Genomic DNA, 24643 nt, shown 5'->3' on the forward strand with positions numbered 1-24643 from the left:
TTAGAGTAAAGTTCTTAAATAGTTCCCCAAAATCCTCCTTGCACTCAAAACAATACCTTTTGTATATCTTCTAAAGAATTTTTCATGCTCCAATGTATATCCAATGCAATCTAAATAGATGAGTTGTTGATCAGTTAGATCAAAATCCAAATGATCTTCTGTATATGGTGAAAAAGCTATGCAGTTCACCTTTTGTGCGATTTCATTCCATCTTTTCATGGCGTCTTTGCATTGATCTTTTTGCGGTACTATAACGGTCGCATTTTGAACCTTTGGCAATGCCTGGAAAAAACTGTTGATAACTTTGTATGGCAAGATCAATCTATCATTGTCAAATTTTGCAGTGCAGAGAAGGACTGTAGGCTCATCGAATACCATCTTTGAAAGTTTTTTGCATACCCATTTGTGTGATATATAAGAGATTGTACCATCGTTCTTTCTACTGACAAGGAGATCGTCTGGGCCCATCGGCGCATAAATAGAAGGTTCAACGTTATCTATGAGACCTATTTCGCGATATGCAAAGTCTTTACCGATTATTTTCATTAACTCTGGAATCACGTCGTTTCTCGGGCTCTCACCTATGGTGATGAAAAGCATTTTTCTTTACCCCCACTATTGTTTAATTAATTATACTAAACGTACTTTGAAGTGTCAACATTTAGTTCATTGGGCTTTTTAAGTTGTATAATAAGATTCACTGTAATTAAAAGGATGGTGAACAATGAGCATGTTGTACCTGATACCTGGTATTGCACTCGGACTTGTATTAGGTGCAAATGATGGCGCAAGTATCTTTGGCCCCCTTGTGGCTGTGGGGTCGATCAAACGAAGAACAGCTGTTTTGATCAGCAGTCTTTTTGTGATCTTGGGTGCGATCTTTGGCGGTCGTGAAGGTATAAAGACTTTGAATACTCTGACCACACTCGATCAATATCAGATTTCGATAGCAATATTGTCTGCAGCAATAACCGTTATTTTGATGATATCTTTAAAAGCTCCAGCTTCAGTCTCTCAGGCAGTCGTTGGTTCACTCATTGGTATCGGACTGATTTTCGGGCCCGAGAATGTGAGATGGTTTGTTCTGCTAAAGATAATCTTAGTTTGGGTTTTTACACCGCTTCTTGCAAGTTTTCTGGCTTTTGTTGTGTACAGAATATTAGCGGTTATCTTCAGACATTTGAGAAGCATTTACGTGCAAGATTTGCTCTTGAGATATGCGAGTTTTATAGCGGTTTGTTATAGTGCATATTCACTTGGAGCTAACAATGTTGCTAATGTTGCTGGTTCTTTTGTTGAAATGGGTCTGGACCCATTTTTGGCTCAATTAGTTGGTGGTGTTTGTATAGGTTTTGGTGTTCTGATTTTCAGTAAGAGGATGACTTTTGTCATTGGAAAAAGTATAATATTGTTGGATCATTTTTCATCACTTGTTGCATCTATTTCTATGGCAACAAATGTCTTTATATTCTCCTTAGTAGGTGTTCCAATTTCTGCCACGCAGTCCACTGTGGGTGCGGTGATAGGTGCGGGTATGAGTAGAGGTGAACGTCTGAGTAGCAGAAAAACGAAGGTTAGGATTGTCCTTGGTTTGACATTGACGCCATGTGTTGGTGGTATTATCTCTGTTTTCCTCTATCTTGTATTGAGAGGAGGTTAATATGGGTTGGATAGTTGGAAGAAAGGAACAGGAGATAATAAAAAAAGTTTTGGAACATCTGGATATCATGAGTACAGAGCTTCAGGAACTTAGAAAGCTCATTGAGAAATATCTAAATCATGAAATTGACGAAATCGAGTCTCTTGCTGAAAGAGTGAGATATTATGAGCATCAAGCGGATATTGCGAGAAGAGAAGCTGAGACAATGATGTACAGTGGTGCATTTTTACCGAATTTCAGGGGGGATCTACTCGGTATCATTGAAGCGGCAGACAAAGTTGGAAATAAAGGAGAATATGTGGCTGATATTCTTGAACTTGAGCATCCTATTATTCCTGATTCTTTGAATTCCCAATTGCTAAAATTGTTTGACATTTGTGTTGAAACGTACGAAGCATTAAAGGTTTCGATAAAAGATTTGTTTGAAGATCTCGAAAAAATAGAGGAACATGTCCTGTTGGTTGAACAAAAAGAACATGAAGTCGATGGTGTTGAGAGATGTTTGATCAAGCAGATATACAGAATGGATATTTCGAATGGACATAAGATGCAACTCAAAGAACTCGTTAGAAATATCGCCGATATTGCAGATCGCGCCGAGGATTGTTCCGATAGAGTAGAGATAGTATCATTAAAAAGGAGGGTGTGATTTGTCACAGATTGGTCAGAGCTTCGAAGAATTAGTTTCAATAATGAGAAAATTGAGATCTGAGAGAGGATGTGAGTGGGATAGACAACAAACTCATGAAAGTTTAAAATCTTATTTGGTTGAGGAAATCTTTGAATTGATTGAAACAATAGATCAAAAAGATGATCAAAAAATGAAAGAAGAGCTTGGTGATGTGTTGCTTCAAGTTGTTTTTCACAGTCAGATCGCATCAGAAAGAGGAACTTTTCAGATTGAAGAAGTTATAAAATCTTTGAATGAAAAACTCATCAGAAGACATCCGCATGTTTTTGGAGACAGTCCCGGGTATTCCTATCAACAATGGGAGAAGATCAAATCTCAAGAGAAAGGAGAGGAAAAATCTTCCGCAATTGGTAAAGTCAATCACGCACTTCCGGCATTGAGTCTTGCGCGAAGGATTCAAGAAAATGCTGCAGCAGTTGGTTTTGACTGGCCTGATGTTTCAGGTGCTTTACAAAAGATCGATGAGGAAATTCAAGAATTGAAAGAGGCTATGGGAAAGGGTCAAAGGAATAAACTTGAAGAAGAATTAGGTGATTTACTATTTGCAGTAGTCAACGTAGCACGATTTTTGGATTTAGACCCCGAAATTGCTTTGAGAAAGGCAACCGAGAAATTTGTCAGAAGATTTCAAATTGTTGAAGAATTTGCCAGAGCAAGAGGATTGGATATGAAGAAACTTTCCCTTGCTCAACTCGATGCACTTTGGGAAGAAGTGAAGGGAGGAGAATCAAAATGAAGAAGTTTTTCGTGTTCTGCGCAATCTTTTTAACAGTTTTTTTGTTCGCTCAACAAACCCAACCAGCAACAACGGTAGTTGCTGAAGTCAACGGTACACCTATTACCATGGCTGAACTGGACAGAGAGGCAAACCTTAACAGGCTGTTAGTTCAGATCCAGTCCATTGACGACAGATTTTATGAAGTTCTCACAGGTACATCGGAAGGCATGAATCTTTTGCTTCGTTACAAGAGAGAAGTATTGAACAGCCTTATAGACCAAGTGTTGATCAAACAAATTGCTGAAAAGATGAATATAATTATCCAGAAAGAGGATATCGAGAAAATGGTTTCAGATGAACTGAACAAAACACTTACCCAGTATGGCATGACAGAGACCGATTTGGATTGGTATCTAAAACAATCTGGATTAGGGGATCTTGAATCATTCAAGGATAGATTGAGGTGGATCTTCTCTGTTCAGCAAGCTGTTACTTTGATTCAACAACAAGTTACTTCCTCGGCAACTGTTACTGAGGAAGAAGCAAAAAAGTTTTATGAAGAAAACAAGGATTATTTTGCTGTCGAAGAAGCGGCAAAATTGTTGCGCATTATCGTGGACAGTAAGGAAAAGGCTGACAAGGTCCTTGATCGTATAAGAGCTGGTGAGGAATTTTCTCAAGTTGCAAGTGATGTATCTATCGATCCTCTTACCAAGGGCAAAGCAGGGGATCTTGGATGGGTTGAGCGTAACAGTGGATTGATAGCAACCGACATAGAAGAGAAGATCTTCGCAAGTCCTAAAGGTGCAACGCTTGGACCACTTCAAAGTACAGGTGGATGGGAAATCTATCGTATTTTGGATAAAAGACCAAAGGGATATGAGGCATTCGAAAACGTTATGAACGATATATATCAGTACTTAACCCAGCAAAAAGCTCAACAACTTTGGCAGGATTGGATATCTCAGCAATTCATACCATTTAAAAATTCCAGCACGATAAATATCTATCTGTTAGCAGAAGGAGGACAAGCAAATCAATGAATCTTAAGACAATAACTTTGGAATGGACAGGAGATTCTCTTGTACTTGTTGATCAAAGAAAGTTACCACACGTTGTTGAGTATATTGAATGTAAAACTTATCAAGAGGTTGCACGGGCGATCAAGGAGATGATCGTCCGTGGCGCCCCTGCCATAGGTGCGGTAGCAGCATTTGGATTTGTACTTGGAGCAAAGCAATTTTCGAATCTGAAGGAAAAGAGTTTTGTTGAACACATGAAAACAGTCAAAGAAGTTCTCGCATCAACTCGTCCAACCGCAGTTAATCTTTTCTGGGCATTGGAACGCATATACAACAAAATGGATCAAATTGACGATGTTGATCAACTTGTATCTGTTCTTGAAAAAGAAGCTATAGAAATTGCAAACGAAGATATAAAAGTGAACAAAGCCATTGGAATGTATGGACAAACTTTGTTGAAAGATGGCGACACGGTTTTAACGCACTGTAATGCTGGTGCTCTGGCAACAGTGGATTACGGTACTGCTCTTGGAGTGATAAGGGCAGCAGTTGAAAACGGTAAAAAGATAAGAGTTTATGTAGATGAAACAAGGCCTTATTTACAAGGATCACGTTTAACTGCTTGGGAATTGGTACAACTCGGTGTTGAAACAATACTCATAACGGACAATATGGCTGGCTGGGTTATGAAACAAGGTAAGGTCAATGCCGTGATCGTTGGAGCCGATAGAATAGCTGCAAATGGCGATGTGGCAAATAAAATAGGTACTTATTCCGTTGCAGTTCTTGCGAATAAAAATGGCGTGCCTTTTTACGTTGCAGCACCCATTTCGACGATAGATATAAAGATTAAAGACGGCACCCAAATCCCTATAGAGGAACGTTCTCACGAAGAGGTCACACATATAAATGGAAAAAGAATTGCTGCCGATGGTGTCAAAGTTTACAATCCCGCTTTTGATGTCACAGAGCACGAATTGATAAGCGCGATAATAACGCAAAAGGGAGTCTTGAGAAAACCATACAGTGAAAGTATCAGAAAACTATTTTCACTGGAGGACCAAATGTGAGGATAGATCCCTTAGAGGATGGAAAATTCAAAAGTTCTGAGGTAAAGAGAAAAAAACAGATAAAATCAAAGGGATTGAGTGAAGTCTCAAAATCTGGTTTTTTTGAAATCCTTGAAGATGTCGAAGAAGAAAAGTTAGACGAACTTCTGGAGCAATTGATCAAGAAGGTCGTCAATTCAGGTAATGAGCTTGTCAGATCTCCCACCCAGGAGAACCTCAAGAAATACCGGGAGAGCGTAAAAGAATTTCTCAAAGTGATTGAGAAAAGGCTATACAAAATAGGGAAGCAGATCTCAAAAGATATCGATCTACATGTTGTAGGTCAAGAGATCGATCAAAGATTAGAACAGATTGCGAAGGATTTGATAGAAGCTGAAAAAGGTGCGATCATGCTTGCAGCCAGAGTTCAAGAGATATACGGCTTGCTCATGGATCTATACAGGTGAGCAGTATGGATGATTTAATAGATAGGGTTAAGAATTTCATCACTGCGCATATTGGATCATCTATATGTCTATGTTCAAACGATGAACATCTGTTGCAATGGATCTGTCCACGGGTTGTTGAAATGATTACAAAAGAGTATTTGACTTTGAATGAACCGGGTATCGATGATATACGTTATATGATTGATTTTTTGTACAGTGCGGCTAATGATAGTTACAAAATTGTCTTTATTCACAGAGCAGAGAGAATTTTGCAGGAGGCAACCAATTCAATGCTCAAAATCTTAGAAGAACCACCTTTTAATTCTGCTATTGTCTTGACTACCACGAGATTTACTGACTTATTGCCAACTGTCAGAAGCAGGGTAAAGACTTTGAATATATTTATCGACAAAGGCATCTTCGAATCACTGAAAGAAAGATTTCTTAATCATCCGAAGATTGACTTGATACTCGCCCTGTGCAAAGATGATTTTGAAATACTTCGTTATATACAACAAATTGAGGAAATTCCATCAGACATTAAATTTGAAGAGTCAGAATTTATTAAGATGTTTGTTGATGGTGAAATAGCTGCTCATGACAGATTAAAAATGGCACTTATGCTCGATGATTTATATGCGAGGTTTTCAAAATGGACTGAAAAAGATTTAGTACAACTGTATCTGAGTATAATGAAAAATTCAGATAAGATAGACTTGAACATGATGGTATTTCTTATGTGCAGGATTTTGCAAAACATCCTTGAATTGAGAGGATATAGAGATGTATCGACATTTAAATGGCTTGATTCGATATTAACTAACAGATTGATGAATTTCAATGGGTCGCTTACTTTATTGAATTTGCTTATATTGATCAAAAAAACAGCAAAGAGGTGATGAATTTGTATATGACAGCAGTTGTATACGCTGTTGAAGTATTGCCAAAGGGAAAGCTGAATTATTACGCAGAGAATGGTGAAGATATAAAACCAGGTGATCTTGTTTTGGTCATGACTGAATTTGGACCGGATGTCGGAAGGGTTATAAAGGGTCCTAAAGAGATGGGAATAGAAGAGCTCGGAACTGAGCTCAAGCCGATTATCAAAAAATTGACCGAGGAAGATTTAAAAACACATCAAGAAAATATAAAGGATGCTCAAGAAGCATTCAATGTATGTGCGGAAAAGATAAAAGAGCACAATCTTCCTATGAAACTACTCCATACTCGTTATATGTTTGACAGATCGAGGCTGGTTTTCTTTTTCAGTTCAGAAACCAGGGTCGATTTTAGAGAACTTGTGAAAGACCTTGCGAGAATTTTCAAGACACGTATAGAACTGAGGCAAGTTGGAGTGCGAGATGAGTTAAAATTCATTGGTGGTTTGGGGCTGTGTGGTTTACCAACATGTTGTAGCACGTTCCTAAGAGAATTTGACAGTATTACCTTGAAACATGCAAAATGCCAGCAGTTAATGATCAACACGGCGAAGATATCTGGTGCCTGTAGAAGACTTCTATGTTGCTTAATGTATGAGTACAATTTTTATGAAGAGGAACTCAGGGGTATCCCCGAAGAGGGCGAAACGGTCCTTTACAATGAAAAAAGTTACAAAGTTCAATCGACAGATGTGTTCAAAAAAACGGTGCTTGTCATGTCTGAAGAAGGAGAAATGGTGTATCTACCATTTTCATATTTCAGAGGTGATGAAGGTGCTTCAGGTGGGTAAGTTATTGATAATTGTAGGGCTTATTCTTATAGTAGTAGGGATATTCACATACATAATTGGTCGTTTCACACCACTTGGACGTTTACCAGGGGATATTGTTATAAAGAGAGAAAGGTTTGTGTTGTATTTTCCACTCATGACATGCTTGATCATAAGCGCTGCTTTGTCGTTGATCTTTTTCGTAATATCAAAATTGACCAAGTGAGTTTAAGGGAGGGACATGGCGAATGAAAAAGTTCACCAAGGAAGAGATTAGAAGGCTTAAAGAAATTGCTCGATTGTGTCGTGGTGATATCCTTAAAATGACGTATATTGCTAATTCAGGTCATCCAGGTGGGTCGATGTCATCACTTGAGATCTTTTTGAGTATCTTTTCTTTCGCTAAGATAGATCCAAAAAACCCTCAAGATCCTTTGCGAGATCGAATTGTTATCAGCCATGGTCACACATCACCTGGCGTTTATTCTGTGCTTGGAAGGCTTGGTTTTGTAGATATAGATGAAGTCATCGCGGGTTTCAGGCATCATGCAAGCATTTTTGAAGGCCACGTTACCCGTGGAATACCTGGTATTGAATGGACAACTGGCAATCTCGGTCAAGGTCTTTCAGCAGGCGTTGGCTTTGCTCTTGCATCTAAGATAAAAGAGCAAGATTATCATGTCTTTGTTGCGATGAGTGATGCCGAACAGGCAAAAGGTCAAGTGGGAGAAGCGCGTAGGGTGGCAAAGAAATATGGTTTGAGTAACATAACAGTTGTCATAGATTACAACGACGCTCAAATATCTGGGAGAGCCAGAGATGTAATGCCAGTTAATATAAAAGCAAATTACGAAGCTGATGGTTGGAGAGTAATCGAAGTTGATGGTCATGATATAGAACAGCTTTTGAATGCATTGGAACAAGCAGTTGAAGATAAAGTCAACCCTGTGGCTATTATTGCACACACTGTTATGGGAAAAGGTGTTTCATTCATGGAAAATGATGTTTCTTTCCATGGAAAACCTTTGACTAAGGAACAACTCGAGAAGGCTTTGAATGAACTTGGAATAGAAAATGATGTGGAAAAATATCTCAAGATGCGTCAACAACTTGGAAATCAAAGACACAGGCCATTTCATATTGAGTATCCCGTTAAAATAACTATTCCACCGAGCAGAACCTACACAGACAAGATGGACAATCGTGGGGCTTTCGGGAAAGCCTTACTTGATCTGGTAAAGGCGAATAAAGACATCGAGACTCCTATTGTAGCAGTAGACTGCGATCTTGCTACATCAGTCAAATTAGATGATGTTCAAAAACATCTTCCACAGATGGTTCTTGAGCTTGGTGTTCAAGAACACAATGCTGCAGCAGTTGCAGGAGCTTTGTCAGCAGATGGTGTAGTGACGTTCTTTGCAGATTTCGGTGTCTTTGGGGTTAGTGAAACGTACAATCAGCATAGATTGAATGCAATAAATCATACTAATTTGAAAGTAGTTGTAACTCACTGTGGGCTGAATGTCGGTGAAGATGGTAAGACTCACCATGGTCTTGATTATATCTCTGCTCCCGCGAATTGGCTTGGGTATAAAGTGATAGTTCCAGCAGATCCCAATCAAACAGATCGGGTGATCAGATATGTTTCAGGGGTATATGGAAATTATTTAATTGCAATGGGTAGAGCAAAGATGGCACCGATCTTAGATGAAACAGGAAAAATATTCTTTGGTGATGATTATCAATTTGTTTATGGAAAAATCGATGTTCTCAGAAAGGGAGATAAAATAACGATAATCACTTGTGGTTCAATTGTTGAAAATGCGGTAAAAGCCGCCGACAATTTCAAAGAAAAAGTTACTGTGTTAAATGTATCTTGTCCATTTGATCTCGATGAGTCTGTTCTCAGAGAATATGCCCATGGGAAAAATGTTCTTGTCTTAGAAGATCATGCTGCACCATTAGGTCTTGCTGCTCTGCTGGCTAAATTTTTCCTTGTCAAGGGGATAATTCCATCGAGATTTGAACACGTAGCGATCGAAGAACATGCTGTTTCTGGACCCTATGAAGCTTTGTATGACATTTATGGACTCAGTACTCCTAAGATCGTTGAAAAACTGGGTCGGATGATCGAGTGAATAAAGAAGAAATATCAACTGTAATTTCTTTCATGGAATCTATTGGTTATAGATTTCTCCAACCACAGTTAATTTATAACGCTCTGTGTCACTCTTCATATGCACATGAACAAAATCAACGTGGTCGAAAAGATGTTGAATCGAATGAAAGATTGGAATTTCTCGGTGATGCAGCTATCGATCTTTTGATCGCTGAGTATTTGTATACTAATCTTCCCGATGCTTCAGAAGGCATCATGGCGAAGGTAAAAGCCGCCGTAGCAAGTGAGGAAGCCCTTGCGCAAATAGCCAGAGACATAAATTTGGGGCAGTATCTTTTCCTTGGCCATGGAGAAGAGGTCACGGGTGGTCGTGATAGAGATTCAATACTTGCCGACACACTCGAAGCGGTGGCTGCAGCGATCTATATTGATGGTGGTATGTCATCTTTAAAAAGATGTCTCCTTTCATATTTTGCAAAGTACGCCCATCAAGTGGTAGAAGGAAAAATTGTTTTTGACTATAAAACCTTTTTGCAGGAAATAACTCAGGACAGATTCAAGCAACTTCCTGAATATGTTGTTGTCGATGAACAAGGACCATCTCATATGAAAAGATTCACTGTAGAACTTAGATTAAACAGAAAAGTCATTGCTGTAGGAGAGGGGTTTTCAATAAAAGAAGCCGAAAAAAATGCTGCAAAAAAAGCCATTGAAAAGCTCAAAGGAGAACAGAATCAGTGAAGATTTTACCGGTATTTTTACCTCAAATGGGTTGCGAAAAAAAGTGTGTATTCTGCGACCAGGGATCAGCGACAGGGTTTTCAAAAGCCCCCGAACTCTCACAGCTGGATGAGTTGGTGAAGAATTATAGATCCAGCACTGAGCAGTTTGAAATAGCTTTTTATGGGGGCACATTCACAGGTATGAGTGAAACTTTGCAGGAATTTTATCTTGATTGGGCGGATAAATATGTCAGAGAAGGGGTTTGTAAGGGTATTAGAATTTCAACAAGGCCAGATCAAATTGACGAAAAAAAGATTGAATATCTCAAGATTCACAATGTGAATTTCATAGAAATAGGTGTTCAGTCATTTGATGAAGAGGTTCTGGAAAGATCGAATAGAGGTCATAGTGTTGAAGATGTAGAAAATGTTTGCAAGATGTTGAATGACATGAAAGTGGATTTTGGTTTACATCTGATGGTGGGATTGCCTGCCGACGATGAGCAAAAAGATCTTTACAGTGCTTGGAGAACAATAGAAGTTGGTGCAAAGACATGCAGGATACATCCAACTTTGGTTTTAAAAAATTCCACTCTTTCAAAGCTTTTCATGACCGGTGAGTACCGTCCACTCGATTTTGAAAATGCTGTCAATATATGTTCAAAAATGGTTGGCATACTTGAATCGCATAATGTAAAGGTGATCAGAGTGGGTTTATTCATTCCAAATGAGCTTGAGGGTAATATCATAGCCGGTCCTTACCATCCAAGGTTTGGTGAAATTGTGAGAATCAAACTCGTCAATGATGTGATCTCTTATCTGAAACCGAGTAAAATCGTTTATACTCATAGACAAACGGGTATTTTGAAATTTGTCGATTTGCAAAGACAGATGGGTGAAGAGTTCGGCTTTCTGGTTGATGGTCAGTTTTTAAGATGGAAAGACGCACTGAATAGATACATTTCTGGAGGTGTGCAAGGTGTTCGAACAGCTCAAAAAAGATATATTACAACAAATTGAGAGTGTGAACGATCTTCAGCAGCTTGAAAAACTAAGAGTGGCATTACTCGGCAAGAAAGGAACAATCACAGAGCAAGTCAAGAGTATCGGTAAATTACCTATCCAAGAACGTCCGGCAGCGGGTAGGGTTTTGAACGAACTCAAAGAGGAGATTCAAAGAGCTCTTGAGGTAAAAAGAGAGGAACTTATGAAAATAGAAGCCGAAAAATTATCTAAAAAAATGTGGGTCGACATAACGCTTCCAGGAATCAGAAGACGTGTAGGTCACAGACATCCAATAATGAAAACTCTTGAGGAAATAGAGATTATATTCGTATCGATGGGATTCAAGGTCGTTGAAGGTCCGGAAATCGAAGATAGTTGGCACAACTTCGATGCATTGAACACTCCTGAGTGGCATCCTGCGAGAGACGAGCACGATTCGTTTTATTTAGATAGTTTTCTTCTGCGTACTCACACATCACCTGTTCAGGTGAGAACTATGTTGTCTGCGCAGCCACCGATTGCGATCATATCTCCTGGTAGGGTTTATAGAAGAGATTATGATGCAACACATCTTCCAATGTTTACTCAAGTTGAAGGCTTATACGTAGATGAAAATGTCTCTGTGGCACATTTGAAATATACGCTTGAGAAATTCGCTCAACAGATATTCGGTAGTGAAAGACGCATAAGGCTCAGACCAAGTTTCTTTCCATTTACAGAACCCAGTTTCGAAGTAGATGTTTCTTGTGGAGTATGCGGTGGAAAAGGCTGTCAAGCATGTGGTTACAGTGGATGGCTTGAGATATTGGGTGCGGGTATGGTACATCCAAATGTTTTTAGGAATGTCGGTTATGATCCGGAGAAATGGACTGGTTTTGCTTTTGGAATGGGTGTCGAAAGAATAACAATGCTCAAATACAACATCAAAGATATGAGGGATTTTATCAGAAACGACAAGAGATTTCTTGAGAACTTTTGATGGAGGGATAAGTCGTGCTTATACCGTTAGAATGGCTCAGAGAATATGTTCAGATAGACTGGACGGATGAGGAAATAGCAAACAGACTCACAATGGTTGGTGTGAGTGTGAAGAGTATAATAACGCCTTTGACAAAAGGAAAGGTTATATGTTCAGTCGTTAAGAAGATACAAACACATCCAAATTCAGACAAACTCCATATCTGTGAGGTTTTCGATGGGAGTAATCGCTACAGAACTATAACTTCTGACATGACTGTAGGCGAAGGATCGCTCGTAGCTATTGCAATACCTGGTACCGTTCTTGCCAATGGTTCAGTTGTTGAACCAATCTCGATAAAAGGTGTTTCTTCTGAAGTGATGATGTGTTCCTTGGAAGAACTTGGACTGGAAATGAAATCTGAGCACGTTTATCAGATACAAGAGGATATACCTTTGGGAACGGATCTAATAGAATACTGGAATCTGGATGGTAAAACTTTGGAGATCGAAATAACCCCTAACAGACCTGATTGCCTTGGAGTCATCGGTGTTGCACGAGAACTTGCGGCACTTTGTGGTAAGACCTTGCAGCAGCCAGACACGAATTTCAATGTGACAGGTAATCTCACAAAGGACTTTGTCAAGGTCAAGATAGAAGATTTAGATGGTTGTCCAAGATACTGTGCTGGTTTTATGGAATCTGTTGAAATTAAACCAAGTCCAATTTGGTTGCGTAGAAGATTAATGAATGCCGGTATTAGACCAATAAACAATGTTGTTGATATTTCAAATTACGTGATGCTTGAAACAGGACATCCTGTACACATTTTTGATTATTCTAAGATTTCAGATGGGTACATAATTGTGAGGAAGGCTTTGGAAGGTGAGCAAGTGACGCTCCTGGATGAGAAATTGTATTCACTCAACGGGATAGAGACTCTCATAACAGATAAAGATAAAATTTTGGCAATTGGTGGGATTATGGGAGCTCACGAGAGTGGAGTGTCTGATTCAACAAAAAACATTGTTTTGGAAGTCGCTTACTTTAATCCAGTGAGAATTCGAAGAAGTTCAAAGAGTTTAAACATAAAATCAGATGCGTCTTATAGATTTGAAAGGGGTGTTGATCCAAACGATTCGTTGTTCGTCATGAAGCGATTGGTACACCTTATTGAGAAAATTGCCAATGGAAAAGCCACAAGGGATTTTGTAGATGTGTATCCCAAAGAAATAACCCCAAAACAGGTCAAACTCAGAGAATCCAAGCTTTCCAAGCTTTTGGGAACGAATGTTGACAGAAACGCGGTGCAAAGGATTTTGATTTCGCTGGGAATGAAAGTTGAAAACGTAGAAGATGGATGGATCACCCAGATTCCGACATTTAGACCGGATATATCCATAGAGGAAGATCTGATCGAGGAAATCGGGAGAATATATGGATATGACAAGATAATTCAACAGGTACCGAAAATTTCGGCATCTGGCAAGGGGTGGAGTGAGCTCAACACCTTCAGAAAAACTATCCGTCAACTTCTCATCGGTAGTGGCTTTGACGAAACTGTGAGTCTTTCATTTGCATCTTCTTCGATTGTAAAACAAATTATGGATATCGATTTGTTGAAATTGAAAAACCCGATGACAGAAGATATGGATTGTCTAAGACCATCGCTTGTCTTTGGTTTGATAGATTCACTTTCTTACAATGCCAAACGACAGATCAGAGATATCAAGTTTTTTGAGATAGCCAAGGTATACTATTTGGACAATGGTGTTCCTATCGAGAAAGAAAAAGTTGGCGTTATTATGACAGGACAGTTGAATGAAGAAGACTATACAGATCATCGTTCAGTATCTTTGCTGAGTATGAAAGGCGTTCTCGATGAACTCTCTGACCATCTTTCGGTGAATTTAGAAGTTGTACCTGCACAGATTGACTGGCTTACTGCTGGTAGATCTGGAAAGATTCAGTTGGAGAATGAAACTGTTGGGATAATTGGAATGTTGAACAGCAAATTCAATCAGATCTACGATATAAAAGGAGAAGTTTACTATATGGAACTTGATTTGGAACAGATTTTCAAAAATAGCAGGACTGTAAAACAATTGAGGGATATTTCCAACTTTCCAGCGGTAAGAAGAGATATATCGTTATTGATACCAATCGGATTTTCTTCGCAACAAATAACTTCATTCCTGATGAAATCGAATCAATATGTTGAAAAAGTGGGCGTGAGCGATATATACACAGGTAAAGATATACCACAAAATATGATGAGTGTAACATTTTATGTCATTTATAGGGCTTCTGATCGTTCATTGACAGATGAAGAGATAAATACCATCTTTGATAAAACCATTGGTGATATCGAGAGTACCTTTGGCGTGAAAAGGAGATTTGTGTGAAGTTGTGAAGATTTATGAGTATAACCCAGATCTACCAATGAACATCGAACAAAAAAACTGTGGAGATTATTCAATAATCTCCTTTGATGCAGTTTATGAACCAGATGTACCCGAGTCAAAAAAGATATATGTGTACGCTTTTCAACCAAAGGATCCGTGGGTCAATCTGATTTTCCTACACGGTATTGGCAACGGAAATATACCCTATTTACTTTGGTTTGGAAAGTATTTCGAAAGATATGGTGTGCAAACTTTTTTCATGATCCTTCCATATCATGAAAACAGGGCAAAACCACAGTGGAATGGTGGGGAGCCCTTCTTCTCTCCTTCTCCATCTTATTGCTCTAAGATCTTTCATCAAGCTGTGAAAGATGTCAGAAGAACTCTTGATTATGTAAAGAAAATCTCAACTTTGCCTGTCTCAATAATGGGTTTTAGTTTTGGTGGCATGATTGCCACGATGTGTCTTGCCTTAGATAAGAGATTAGAAAACGGTGTAATTGCCTTTGCTGGTGGCGATTGGAGATGGATAAACTGGTACTCACCTTATACAGAGCCACTCAGGAAAAATTATTCAAAGTACAGTAATGAGTACAACTGTGTAAACGAATCAAGTTGTATCAAAAATAGATTGCAAGATTTTCAGAAAATAGGAAAGCTCAAACAAATCGACGATATATTTTCACTCTTTCCAGCTTGTTTTCATTACGATCCCATCGCTTATGCACAATTTGTAGAGCAACCTATATTGTTTTTCCAGGGAATCTTTGACAAAATTATTCCGTATAAAAGTTCGCAGATTCTCTTTGAAAAACTCCCAAATGCAAAAAAGGCGATGGTTTTCTCTGGACACAAATCTTCATATATCTTCAGAAGATATATAGCTAAAAGGGTAATATATTTCTTGAGAAGTACATTCTCTAAAGGCATTTGAGATAACCACTCTCCAGTTATTTGTTAAAAAATCACCTATGTCGTTGACTTGAATTTGATTTGGTGTATAATTTTTTTTCGGACACCACTATTAACGGTGGCAGTCATATAATTTTTTCACAGGGGGTGAACCCATGAAGGGTACAGGCAGACTTACAGTGATCTTCTTGGTGGCTCTATGTGTTCTTACAACTGCATTGTTCGCAGCTCCGAAATATGTCTTGAGGTTCAACCACGTTCTTGCTCCTACCGAACCATACCATGAAGGATTTCTCAAATGGGCAAAGGCTGTTGAAGAAAGAACAAACGGTGAACTGAAAATTGAAGTTTATCACAGCGCACAACTTGGTGTTGAAGAAGACATACTCGAACAAATCAGAGCTGGTGCCAATATCGGTCAGAATACAGATTCGGCAAGAATGGGAATGTACGTTCCACCTATCGCAGTCATGAATGCACCGTATTTTGTTAATTACCTTGGTGCAACTACACCAGAACAAGCTCTGGACGCTCTCACAAAACTTAAACAGACTCCGACAATGCAAAAATGGTTGAAAGAACTGGAAGAAAAGTATGGGTTCAAAGTGGTTTCTTACATGTGGATTCAGGGTTACAGACATTTCTTCACCAACAAACCGATTAGAAAACCCGAGGATCTAAAAGGATTGAGAATTAGAACACCCGGGACTCCTATTTGGCAAGAATCTGTTCGTGCACTTGGTGCACAACCTGTAGCCATGAACTTTGGAGAGATTTACACGGGTATTCAAACCAAAGCCGTCGATGGTGCAGAATTAGTGTACGCAAATATATACGGTGGAAAACTCTACGAAGTTCTCAAATACGGTTCTGAAACTGGCCACATTCTTTTAATCAACTTTGAAGTTGTCAGTGCAAAGTGGTTTAACAGTTTGCCACCGGAATATCAGAAAATACTGGTAGAAGAATGTGATAAAGCCGGTATTGAAACCTCTTTGAAGATCATGAAGGAATTGAATGAAAAATTCAAACAGGAAGTAGTGAATAAGGGTATGCAAATCATCACAGATGTCGACATCGATGCATTCATGAAGGCTGGAGAAAAGGCTTATGAAGTTCTCAAGCTTGTCGAAGCCAGAAACCAGCTCGTTCAAGAACTAAAAGCACTGGAAGGGAAATGACAACTCTTTGTTCTTCCTATGCCCAACTCCACATGGAGTTGGGCTTTTGATCTGTCTTTTGCAGAGGTGATATGGATGAAGAAACTCGACCAGTATCTTCTTGCATTTGAGAAGACAGCCGCGAAGATTTTAATAATTGTGATGATAGTTTTTATTTTTATGTCTGGTATTGCGAGATTCTTGAAACATCCAATGAATTGGGCAGTTGATATGAGTACTTTTATGTTTGCATGGGCGTGCTTTTTTGCAGTTGATGTAGCATGGAGAAACAACAGAATGATGTCAGTCGATCTTTTGGTAAAACGGCTTTCACCAAGAGCACAGAAGATAATCAGATTGATTAATTATTTTATAATATCTGCTTTCCTGGTTTATTTGATAATCTGGGGATTTCGATTGACCTACACAACCAGGTTCAGAACATTTGCAGGTATACCTAATTTCAGTTATTCATGGGTAAACGTGAGTGTGCCAATAGGTGCAATTCTCACGCTTAGAACCACGATAATCAAGATAATAACTGAGCTACGAAAGACACCCAAGAAGGTACAAACAGAGGGGGCAGAATGAGATGACTCTTGTTATAATCGTTTTCGCCATCTTTCTCTTAATGGGTATGCCTGTGGCTTTTGCTATAGGTATATCTGGATTCGTGTGGTTTTTGCAAAATCCATCTCTTCCCATAACCATACCCATACAGGTTAGTTTGTCGCAGGTACTCAATTTCACGTTGATTGCAATACCACTCTTTATTTTGGCTGGTAATGTGATGAATTATGGAGGCGTGACCAGCAGATTGATGAATTTTGCGGCATCTTTGACTGGTCACATGAGGGGTGGTCTTGCTCAAGTCTCAGCGGTTTTGTCAACGCTCATGGGTGGTGTTTCTGGCTCGAGTATTGCAGATGCGGCTATGGAGACACGAATGCTTGGGCCAGAGATGCTTAAAAGGGGTTATCCAAAAGGTTATGCGGTGGCAGTGAATGTCTGGACTTCATTGATAACACCGATAATACCGCCTGGGATTGCATTCATTATATATGGGACTATTGGACAGGTTTCAATAGGAAGATTGTTTGCAGCAGGCATAATTCCAGGACTTTTGTTGATGGTTGCATACATGTTTGCGATATGGCTTTCAGCAAAAAGCATGGGTTTACAACCAGAAAGGGAAAAGCGAGCTCCTGCGAGTGAAGTTATCAGAGCTTTGGGTAGGAGTATCTGGGCTGTCATATTTCCTATACTCCTTTTGTTGGGACTCAGAACAGGTATCTTCACACCGTCTGAGGTTGGATCATTCGCAGTAGTTTACGGATTGATAGTCGGTATGATCATCTACAGAGAATTAGATGTAAAAACATTTTTCAAGCATACACTCGACGACTCGATTAATGACGTTGGCAGTGTCATGTACATAATAGCCATGTCACAGATCTTTGGTTATGGTATGGTGTGGGAAAAAACACCAGAAAAGTTGGCAAGTTTCTTGTTGAATATCAGTACCAATCCATATTTATTAATGACGGTGATAGTTTTGTTTTTGATTTTTGCAGGTTTGTTCATAGATGCGACGGCATTAATTTTGATGTTGACTTCGGTTCTGCTTCCTGTTGCAAGAAAAGTTGGATTGGATCCCGTACACTTTGGCTTGGTTTTTATACTCGCCGCGGCTATGGGAAATCAAACTCCACCAGTTGGCGCATCGATGTACGCAGGTTGTTCAGTTCTTGGTGCTTCCGTAGAAGAGTACACGAAGGCATCATTGCCATTTTTCATTGCAACTGTTGCCGTTATATTTGTTGTAATGCTTTTCCCACAATTAGTGTTGTTGCTACCGAATTTATTGTTTAGATAAAGGAGGTTAGAAAAGATGAATTTCTCTGGGAAAGTAGTCTTGATAACAGGTGCTGGTTCTGGCATAGGTCGCAAAGCTGCGGTGATGTTTGCTGAAAGAGGCGCAAAAGTAGCAGTCAATGATATATCAGAGCAGAGAGGTAATGAAACTGTTGAGATGATTAAAAAAATAAGTGGCACAGCCATTTTTGTTGGTGGAGATGTTGCAAAAGATGCGGAAAGAATAGTGAAAGAAACTGTGGAAATATTTGGAAAGATAGATATACTGGTGAATAATGCCGGTATAGTTCCATACGGCAATATCGAAGAAACTTCTGAAGAAGATTTTGCAAAAACCATAGAGATAAATGTGAAAGGACCTTTCTTACTTTCAAAATACGCTGTTCAAGAGATGAAGAAACAAGGTTCGGGTGTTATAGTCAATATCGCTTCTGAAGCTGGACAGGTCGGTATCCCAAGAAGATGTGTATACAGTGTCTCAAAAGCCGCACTTTTGGGTTTGACAAGGTCTTTAGCCGTTGATTATGTGGATTGCGGAATTAGGGTTAATGCAATTTGTCCAGGAACAACATACTCTCAAGGATTAGCAGAAAGAGTTAAAGCATCGCCAAATCCAGAAGAAACCATGAGAAAAATGGTTTCAAGAATACCCATGAAACGACTTGGAAAAGAGGAAGAGATTGCCTTTGCGATACTGTTTGCGTCTTGCGATGAAGCGTCTTTTATGACTGGTAGTGTGATCAACATCGATGGGGGATCGACGATGGTTTAATTTCATATTATGAAAATTGTCATAGAACAATGCATACTCGTGAGATAGAATTTTCATCAAAGTAGTGGATATCATTAGGAGGTGTTTTTGTGGATATACTACAAGTTCTGAGAGATGCTTATGATTCACTAACAGATGCCGAAAAGAGAATAGCCGATGTGATTTTAAAAGATCCAAGGGGCGTGCTTGAATGTTCAATAAGCGATCTGAGCAGACTTGCAAATGTAAAAAGCGAAGCCTCTGTGGTTAAATTCTACAGGAAGTTGAATCTGAGTAGTTTTCAACAATTCAAAGTATTACTCGCTCAAGATCTTTCTAAAGCACCGATGGAAATTGTCTATGAAGATGTCTCAGAAGAGGATGATTCAAGAACAATTACTCAAAAAATCTTCAAAGCAACGGTTAAAGCGATACTGGATACACTTGATAGTTTAGATGTTGAATCTATCGAAAAGGCAACTGTTCTATTCAAAAACGCCCAAAGGATACTCTTTTTCGGTTTTGCGGCATCTGCGGCCGTTGCATTCGATGCCTTTCACAAATTCACCAGAATAGGGAAAAATTGTTTGTTTTCCAATGATGAGCACATTATGGCTACTGTTCTTGCAAATTGTACTCGCAACGATTTATTAGTGGCAGTTTCTCATTCAGGAGAAACAAAATCAATGGTTGCGCTTGCAAAAAAGGCTATGGAACTGAGCGTACCAGTTGTTACTATAACAGGCAACAGAAAATCGAGTTTGGCAAAGGTCTCGACAATTGTTCTTTCCACGAACACCAGAGAAACTCGAATCAGAACAGATGCGATGACATCTCGAATTGTTCAGTTGGTGATCTTAGATACGATTTACACTATGCTTGCCGCGCGAGATGCAAAAGCTATAGAGAGTTTGAATAAGAGTCGTCTTGCAGTCTCAGAATTGAAATACTGATTCTCGTTTTCAGGAGGGGATCATGTGAAGACCGTACTTATAGTTACGCGAACCTTTGGTAAGTATTCATCTGAACCGATTGATTTGCTGAAAAACAATGGATTTGATTTGCGGTGGAGTGATTCTTTAGATCCAGATATCTTGAAAAATGTAGACGCAATCATTTTGGGGACTGGCAAACTCAGCGGTGATATAATCCAAAATTCTTCTTTGAAGATCATAGCTCGAAATGGTGTGGGTGTGGATAATGTCGATCTAAAAACGGCCACACAGATGGGAATACCAGTAACAATTACCGTGAATGCAAATACAATTTCGGTTGCCGAACTTACTATGGGACTGATTTTTGTTTTGTCAAGAAAGATAGTCGCTGTCCACAACGAGTTGTATGAGAGGAAAAGATTTTCGTCATCAATTGGTGTAGAGCTTTTTGGAAAAATTCTTGGAATAATAGGTTTTGGTGCTATAGGTAAAGAAACAGCAAAAAGAGCACTCTGTCTTGGAATGAAGGTCTTAGCCTATGATCCATTCGTTGATAAACAAACGATGGCGCAATATTCAGTTGAATGTGTTGACATGGAAACTCTTTTGAAAACAAGTGATTTTGTTTCCCTACATTTGCCTTTGAATCAATCTACAAGGAAATTAATCGGTAAAAAAGAGTTTGAAATGATGAAAAAAACTGCCTTTTTGATAAACACATCACGTGGTGGCATAGTCGATGAAGTAGCGTTGGTCGAAGCATTGAGGCAAAATCAGATCGCTGGAGCGGCGCTCGATGCCTTTGAAATAGAGCCCTTGCCTGAAGATTCTGTGTTGTACAACTGTCCTAATTTAATTCTAACGCCTCATATCGGTGCACATACCTATGAAGCCATCTACAAAATGAATATGATGGCAGCCCAATCTGTCGTCGATTTCTTCAATAAAAAATTACCTAAGCACATCGCCAATGGTGAGGTTGCTGAGAAACTTTTGAAGCAGGGTTTTTCACAATAATGGAGGTGTTTTTTTGTCATGGGAGTATATGTTGGTGTTGACTTAGGTACAACTGCCGTCAAAGTGATTGTGTACAACCCTCTTACTAAGGAAATAGAAATGGACATCGGTAAAGCCTATCAACCTTTTTCCACAGGACCAGGAATGTTCGAGCAAAATCCTTCAGATATAGAGGATGCAGTTTTTGATGCTCTAAAGCAAGTAGCACAATCATTTAAAAATATCGATGCGATTGTTTTGGATTCTGCATTGCATACTTTGTTGCTACTTGATAAAGACTTAGAACCAATCGGTAATATTGTTCCCTGGTTGGACGAAAGATCTGTAGAACAAGTAAGAAAGATATCAAATAACCAGGAGCTTGCAAATCATTTGCACAGGAAAACTGGTTGCCCTCCAGATACAGTCTATCCATTTTACAAAATTCTCTGGCTTTATGAAAATGATGGTGAAAAACTCGAACAGACTTTCAAAATAGTCTCTCAGAAAGACTACATTGTTTACAAATTGGCAGGCGAGTTAGTCAGTGATATTTCCGTTGCGTCTGGAAGTGGCTGTCTTGATATACACAAAAAACAATGGTGCTATGACGAATTGAAAGACCTTGCAAAACTTGAGAGAGAAAAATTTCCACAACTTGTTTCGGTGAGAGAGATTTTGAGATTACAAAAACCTGCAGCAGACAGATCCGGTTTGAAGGAAGGAATTCCTGTAATTGTGAGCCTTTCGGACGCGGCCGCTTCAAGTATAGGTGCAGGTGCAGGTGTCGAAGATTCTTTGACGCTTTCTGTTGGGAGCAGTGCTGCAATTAGAACTATTGTCAAACAGCCGCCAAAAGAATATCCAGCTCCCGGTATTTGGTGTTATATACTCGATGAGAATCACTACATAACAGGTGCAGCTATTAAAAATGGCGGTTATGTTTTTGATTGGTATATAAAACTTCTCTCAAAGTACGACCATACTGCAGCTGTGAAAAACGTTGAAAAGATACTATACGAACTTGATTTAGAAAATTCGGTTCTTTTCTATCCTTTCATTTTTGGAAAGAGATTTCCAAAATTCGATCCAACACCGTGTGCAAGGTTTGACAGACTAAAGAGCACTACTACGCAGGAACAGGTTGCAAAGAGTGTACTTGAAGGGATAGCTTTTAATTTAAAGCGCGCCTTCGACGTTGTGAAAACGATGCCAAAATCCCTTGAGAAAGTAGTAGCTACCGGTGGATTGACTCAAGCTGACGTTTGGATGAAAATGGTCAGCGCCATCTTTGACCAAAAGATAATTCTTCAGAGTAGCCGACAAGGTGCAGCACTTGGTACGGTGCTCTATGTATTGAGCAATGGCGATCTATCATCTTTAGAGCAAACAACTGAAAATATAGACGAATATAAGCCAGAACCTGTGCTAAAAGAGTATTATGCGAAATTATACCAAATATGGCTTAATGGCATAAGATGAGCTTTTCAGAAGTTAGATTAAACTAAGTTCTACTTTGATTGTAAATCGTGGAATATTTTGATTTTTCTATTCTAAACTCTTTTTAGATCAAGGTTCTGGAATTTTTAGTATATACACAAAATCGTATAATATATAATGGACAGCGCTGACCGGCCGGTGCAAGATTGTCAACGTACAATGGCATAAGTCTACTCTTTTGGTACTCTTTCAACAATAACGAGTTCTGTGTCGCCGTACCTTTTTGATTTGACTAAAGTAAATTGTTTTGGTAAAATGAATTTCTCTAAAATCGCTTTTTCTAAAATGATGATCTTTCCAATATGATCTTTTTCAGAGATGGTGTTTAAGAGCACTTGAGTGAAACCAAGGTTATATGGTGGATCGGCAAAGACTATATCAAACGATTCTGTACATGAGCTAAGAAATCTTCTAAAATCTGCGTTCACAATCCTTATTTCTACACCGAGTTTCTTGGCATTCTCAATGGTAGTGGTAATTGCTTTTTTTGATATATCAACGGCTACGACATTAATTGCACCATGACTCATCGCCTCGAAAGAAACAATCCCACTCCCACAAAAAAGTTCTAAGAAACTCTTGTTTGAAACATCAACCATGTTGAAGATCGCTTGTCTTACGATTGAAGTTGTGTACCTTGTTCTTTTATCTGGAACTGGTTTTAATTCCCTCCCCTTAAAAATCCCACCTGTTATTTTCATACCTTCTCCTGCATCCTGACCTTTTGCTTGATTTGTTCCAGATATTTTCCATCCAGTGGATAGTATCTTAGAACAAAAACGCCTATTAACGTGGCTATTATCGGCACGACGCTGCAAAGTATTCTGAAACCAACTAATACGGTTGGTGGTTGCGAATCAACGGACACAGTTGCGTCATAACCGCTCAAAGAGAAAACAAGTCCCATTATTATGGAATTCAAAGATATGCCAAGCCTTATCACCAATGCATTCGCACCAAAATACATACCTTCACGCCTTTTCCCTGTTTTGACCTGATCTTCGTCAACTATATCCGCAATCATTATATCGAGTATTATCAATGCACCCGCAAGACCCATAGCGAGACTTGAAGTGAGTATTATTCCTTGAACGAAATTTCTTATAAATGCGAACCCACTCAACAGTGTTGCCCAGATGATCATGGAAAGCATCATGGTCTTTTTAGCACCAATCTTTGTTGTTATCCTTTGCCACAGTGGAATCAAAAAGAAGGCAACTATGAATATCAGAGCCATTAAGATCGTTGTCTGAGTGTCGTTGATTTTCAAAACGTACTTTGCATAAAAAGGTAAAGCCGATGTGAGTCCAGTATAAGTGAATTGTAAAAGGAACGAAGCTATTACATAGGTTAAAAAAGACTTGTTGATGAATGTAAATTTCAACGCTTCAACTATACTCAAACTTTGTTCTTGAGAATATTTGGGGTTTTCTTTTGAGCCAAGTAATGTTAGGTATAGGATAGAGCCACCTATTGTTGCAAAGATTATTCCCATATTTCGCCAACCTATCATTGAAGCAATCATTGGTGGTGCAGCTATTCCAAGTAGCAAACCTGGTATTGCGAGGATCTGCCTCAAAGCCGATACTTTTGCTCTCTCTTTCAATGTAGGATACATCTCAGGAAATAGTGCGGTCCAGTTCAGAATGACTATGGTGAAAAAGCTATCGAAAAGAAAGATCATTAAAAAATAGTACACCACCAAAGCCATTGGTTTTGTATTGTCAAAAGGTGGTGCCCAAAAAAGTGCAAAAACCAAAGCAAGAGGCAATGAAAACCAAAATATATATGGTTTTCTTCTGCCCCATTTTGTTTTTGTTCTATCTGAAAGATAGCCAAACAATGGGTCGTTTATGGCATTCCAAAGTCCATACAACATCATGACTATACTTATCAAGTGTGGTGGTGCCTTCAGAACATCTACATAATAAAAAATTGCAAAGGTCGCAACGGCGTTCGACAAAAGAGCAGAACTGAACGAACCAAGGCTGTAGACAAAATCTCTCAT

Annotated in this window: 25 protein-coding genes; 22 read left to right on the forward strand and 3 right to left on the reverse strand. The window is 39.0% G+C overall.

All coding sequences use genetic code 11. The features are described from left to right. A complete protein-coding gene (locus TSP02S_RS04260; RefSeq protein WP_041082147.1) occupies positions 1–600 on the reverse strand; it encodes an AroM family protein in 600 nt (199 codons plus the stop codon). A gap of 124 nt (positions 601–724) precedes the next feature. On the opposite strand from TSP02S_RS04260, the gene TSP02S_RS04265 reads away from it, so the two are divergent. The 22 genes from TSP02S_RS04265 (at position 725) to TSP02S_RS04370 (ending at position 22617) form a co-directional block, all read left to right on the forward strand. Beyond that, a complete protein-coding gene (locus TSP02S_RS04265) occupies positions 725–1660 on the forward strand; it encodes an inorganic phosphate transporter (RefSeq protein ID WP_082025902.1) in 936 nt (311 codons plus the stop codon). Between the two features lies 1 nt (position 1661). Beyond that, complete coding sequence (locus TSP02S_RS04270; protein ID WP_041082149.1) at positions 1662–2309, forward strand: DUF47 domain-containing protein; 648 nt, start codon at positions 1662–1664, stop codon at positions 2307–2309. Between the two features lies 1 nt (position 2310). Next, complete coding sequence (gene mazG, locus TSP02S_RS04275) at positions 2311–3087, forward strand: nucleoside triphosphate pyrophosphohydrolase (protein WP_041082151.1); 777 nt, start codon at positions 2311–2313, stop codon at positions 3085–3087. Then, positions 3084–4112 carry a peptidyl-prolyl cis-trans isomerase gene (locus TSP02S_RS04280; protein WP_041082152.1) on the forward strand — a complete coding sequence of 343 codons (1029 nt, stop codon included), beginning with the start codon at positions 3084–3086 and terminating at the stop codon, positions 4110–4112. Before mazG ends, TSP02S_RS04280 begins: the two co-directional genes overlap by 4 nt. Continuing rightward, on the forward strand, positions 4109–5161 hold the full coding sequence (gene mtnA / locus TSP02S_RS04285; protein ID WP_041082154.1) for an S-methyl-5-thioribose-1-phosphate isomerase: 1053 nt from the start codon (positions 4109–4111) through the stop codon (positions 5159–5161). Before TSP02S_RS04280 ends, mtnA begins: the two co-directional genes overlap by 4 nt. Beyond that, on the forward strand, positions 5158–5607 hold the full coding sequence (locus tag TSP02S_RS04290) for a YaaR family protein (protein ID WP_041082156.1): 450 nt from the start codon (positions 5158–5160) through the stop codon (positions 5605–5607). Before mtnA ends, TSP02S_RS04290 begins: the two co-directional genes overlap by 4 nt. 5 nt (positions 5608–5612) lie before the next feature. Then, entirely contained in the window at positions 5613–6488 is an 876-nt protein-coding gene (locus TSP02S_RS04295) for a hypothetical protein (RefSeq protein ID WP_041082157.1), read from the forward strand. Beyond that, positions 6488–7318 carry a PSP1 domain-containing protein gene (locus tag TSP02S_RS04300; RefSeq protein ID WP_232503770.1) on the forward strand — a complete coding sequence of 277 codons (831 nt, stop codon included), beginning with the start codon at positions 6488–6490 and terminating at the stop codon, positions 7316–7318. Before TSP02S_RS04295 ends, TSP02S_RS04300 begins: the two co-directional genes overlap by 1 nt. Beyond that, complete coding sequence (locus tag TSP02S_RS04305; protein WP_144380722.1) at positions 7311–7523, forward strand: DUF2905 domain-containing protein; 213 nt, start codon at positions 7311–7313, stop codon at positions 7521–7523. The genes TSP02S_RS04300 and TSP02S_RS04305 overlap by 8 nt, the downstream gene beginning before the upstream one ends. Before the next feature lie 22 nt (positions 7524–7545). Further along, the gene (locus TSP02S_RS04310; RefSeq protein ID WP_041082161.1) at positions 7546–9435 is read left to right on the forward strand and encodes a transketolase; all 1890 of its coding nucleotides are present in this window, start codon (positions 7546–7548) and stop codon (positions 9433–9435) included. Then, positions 9432–10157, forward strand: coding sequence for a ribonuclease III (rnc, locus tag TSP02S_RS04315; RefSeq protein WP_041082163.1), 726 nt, complete (start codon positions 9432–9434; stop codon positions 10155–10157). Before TSP02S_RS04310 ends, rnc begins: the two co-directional genes overlap by 4 nt. A 26-nt stretch (positions 10158–10183) precedes the next feature. After that, complete coding sequence (locus TSP02S_RS04320) at positions 10184–11158, forward strand: elongator complex protein 3 (RefSeq protein WP_232503797.1); 975 nt, start codon at positions 10184–10186, stop codon at positions 11156–11158. Beyond that, positions 11118–12122 (forward strand): phenylalanine--tRNA ligase subunit alpha, encoded by a 1005-nt coding sequence (locus TSP02S_RS04325; protein ID WP_041082167.1) that lies wholly within the window; start codon positions 11118–11120, stop codon positions 12120–12122. Before TSP02S_RS04320 ends, TSP02S_RS04325 begins: the two co-directional genes overlap by 41 nt. 14 nt (positions 12123–12136) lie before the next feature. Continuing rightward, positions 12137–14506 (forward strand): phenylalanine--tRNA ligase subunit beta, encoded by a 2370-nt coding sequence (pheT, locus tag TSP02S_RS04330; RefSeq protein WP_041082169.1) that lies wholly within the window; start codon positions 12137–12139, stop codon positions 14504–14506. Between the two features lie 4 nt (positions 14507–14510). Then, positions 14511–15440, forward strand: coding sequence for an alpha/beta hydrolase family protein (locus TSP02S_RS04335; RefSeq protein ID WP_232503772.1), 930 nt, complete (start codon positions 14511–14513; stop codon positions 15438–15440). A 133-nt stretch (positions 15441–15573) separates the two neighbouring features. Further along, positions 15574–16599, forward strand: a complete 1026-nt coding sequence (locus tag TSP02S_RS04340; protein ID WP_041082171.1) for a C4-dicarboxylate TRAP transporter substrate-binding protein — start codon at positions 15574–15576, stop codon at positions 16597–16599. A gap of 75 nt (positions 16600–16674) precedes the next feature. Next, positions 16675–17169 (forward strand): TRAP transporter small permease, encoded by a 495-nt coding sequence (locus TSP02S_RS04345; RefSeq protein ID WP_041082173.1) that lies wholly within the window; start codon positions 16675–16677, stop codon positions 17167–17169. Between the two features lies 1 nt (position 17170). Continuing rightward, the gene (locus tag TSP02S_RS04350; protein ID WP_041082175.1) at positions 17171–18454 is read left to right on the forward strand and encodes a TRAP transporter large permease; all 1284 of its coding nucleotides are present in this window, start codon (positions 17171–17173) and stop codon (positions 18452–18454) included. A gap of 15 nt (positions 18455–18469) precedes the next feature. Then, a complete protein-coding gene (locus TSP02S_RS04355; protein ID WP_041082176.1) occupies positions 18470–19225 on the forward strand; it encodes an SDR family NAD(P)-dependent oxidoreductase in 756 nt (251 codons plus the stop codon). Positions 19226–19314: 89 nt separating this feature from the next. Continuing rightward, positions 19315–20157, forward strand: a complete 843-nt coding sequence (locus TSP02S_RS04360; protein WP_041082178.1) for a MurR/RpiR family transcriptional regulator — start codon at positions 19315–19317, stop codon at positions 20155–20157. A 24-nt stretch (positions 20158–20181) separates the two neighbouring features. Continuing rightward, entirely contained in the window at positions 20182–21156 is a 975-nt protein-coding gene (locus TSP02S_RS04365) for a phosphoglycerate dehydrogenase (protein WP_041082180.1), read from the forward strand. A gap of 18 nt (positions 21157–21174) precedes the next feature. Further along, the gene (locus tag TSP02S_RS04370; protein WP_041082181.1) at positions 21175–22617 is read left to right on the forward strand and encodes a gluconokinase; all 1443 of its coding nucleotides are present in this window, start codon (positions 21175–21177) and stop codon (positions 22615–22617) included. A 188-nt stretch (positions 22618–22805) separates the two neighbouring features. Here TSP02S_RS04370 and rsmD read toward each other — a convergent pair whose 3' ends face one another. Both rsmD and TSP02S_RS04380 read right to left on the reverse strand, forming a co-directional pair. After that, positions 22806–23336: a 16S rRNA (guanine(966)-N(2))-methyltransferase RsmD gene (rsmD, locus tag TSP02S_RS04375; protein ID WP_041082183.1), complete on the reverse strand. Its 531-nt coding sequence runs from the start codon at positions 23334–23336 to the stop codon at positions 22806–22808. After that, entirely contained in the window at positions 23333–24643 is a 1311-nt protein-coding gene (locus TSP02S_RS04380; RefSeq protein ID WP_052465314.1) for an MFS transporter, read from the reverse strand. Before TSP02S_RS04380 ends, rsmD begins: the two co-directional genes overlap by 4 nt.

It is taken from the genome of Thermotoga profunda AZM34c06 (genome assembly GCF_000828675.1).
Classification (GTDB): Bacteria; Thermotogota; Thermotogae; order Thermotogales; family DSM-5069; genus Pseudothermotoga_B; species Pseudothermotoga_B profunda.

Bases quoted from the DNA above. Each gene is read 5' to 3' on its own strand.
- TSP02S_RS04260 (WP_041082147.1), bottom strand. From the start codon at position 600: ATGCTTTTCATCACCATAGGTGAGAGCCCGAGAAACGACGTGATTCCA.
- TSP02S_RS04265 (WP_082025902.1), top strand. From the start codon at position 725: ATGAGCATGTTGTACCTGATACCTGGTATTGCACTCGGACTTGTATTA.
- TSP02S_RS04270 (WP_041082149.1), top strand. From the start codon at position 1,662: ATGGGTTGGATAGTTGGAAGAAAGGAACAGGAGATAATAAAAAAAGTT.
- TSP02S_RS04280 (WP_041082152.1), top strand. From the start codon at position 3,084: ATGAAGAAGTTTTTCGTGTTCTGCGCAATCTTTTTAACAGTTTTTTTG.
- mtnA (WP_041082154.1), top strand. From the start codon at position 4,109: ATGAATCTTAAGACAATAACTTTGGAATGGACAGGAGATTCTCTTGTA.
- TSP02S_RS04295 (WP_041082157.1), top strand. From the start codon at position 5,613: ATGGATGATTTAATAGATAGGGTTAAGAATTTCATCACTGCGCATATT.
- TSP02S_RS04300 (WP_232503770.1), top strand. From the start codon at position 6,488: ATGAATTTGTATATGACAGCAGTTGTATACGCTGTTGAAGTATTGCCA.
- TSP02S_RS04310 (WP_041082161.1), top strand. From the start codon at position 7,546: ATGAAAAAGTTCACCAAGGAAGAGATTAGAAGGCTTAAAGAAATTGCT.
- TSP02S_RS04320 (WP_232503797.1), top strand. From the start codon at position 10,184: ATGGGTTGCGAAAAAAAGTGTGTATTCTGCGACCAGGGATCAGCGACA.
- TSP02S_RS04340 (WP_041082171.1), top strand. From the start codon at position 15,574: ATGAAGGGTACAGGCAGACTTACAGTGATCTTCTTGGTGGCTCTATGT.
- TSP02S_RS04345 (WP_041082173.1), top strand. From the start codon at position 16,675: ATGAAGAAACTCGACCAGTATCTTCTTGCATTTGAGAAGACAGCCGCG.
- TSP02S_RS04350 (WP_041082175.1), top strand. From the start codon at position 17,171: ATGACTCTTGTTATAATCGTTTTCGCCATCTTTCTCTTAATGGGTATG.
- TSP02S_RS04355 (WP_041082176.1), top strand. From the start codon at position 18,470: ATGAATTTCTCTGGGAAAGTAGTCTTGATAACAGGTGCTGGTTCTGGC.
- TSP02S_RS04370 (WP_041082181.1), top strand. From the start codon at position 21,175: ATGGGAGTATATGTTGGTGTTGACTTAGGTACAACTGCCGTCAAAGTG.
- rsmD (WP_041082183.1), bottom strand. From the start codon at position 23,336: ATGAAAATAACAGGTGGGATTTTTAAGGGGAGGGAATTAAAACCAGTT.
- TSP02S_RS04380 (WP_052465314.1), bottom strand. From the start codon at position 24,643: ATGAGAGATTTTGTCTACAGCCTTGGTTCGTTCAGTTCTGCTCTTTTG.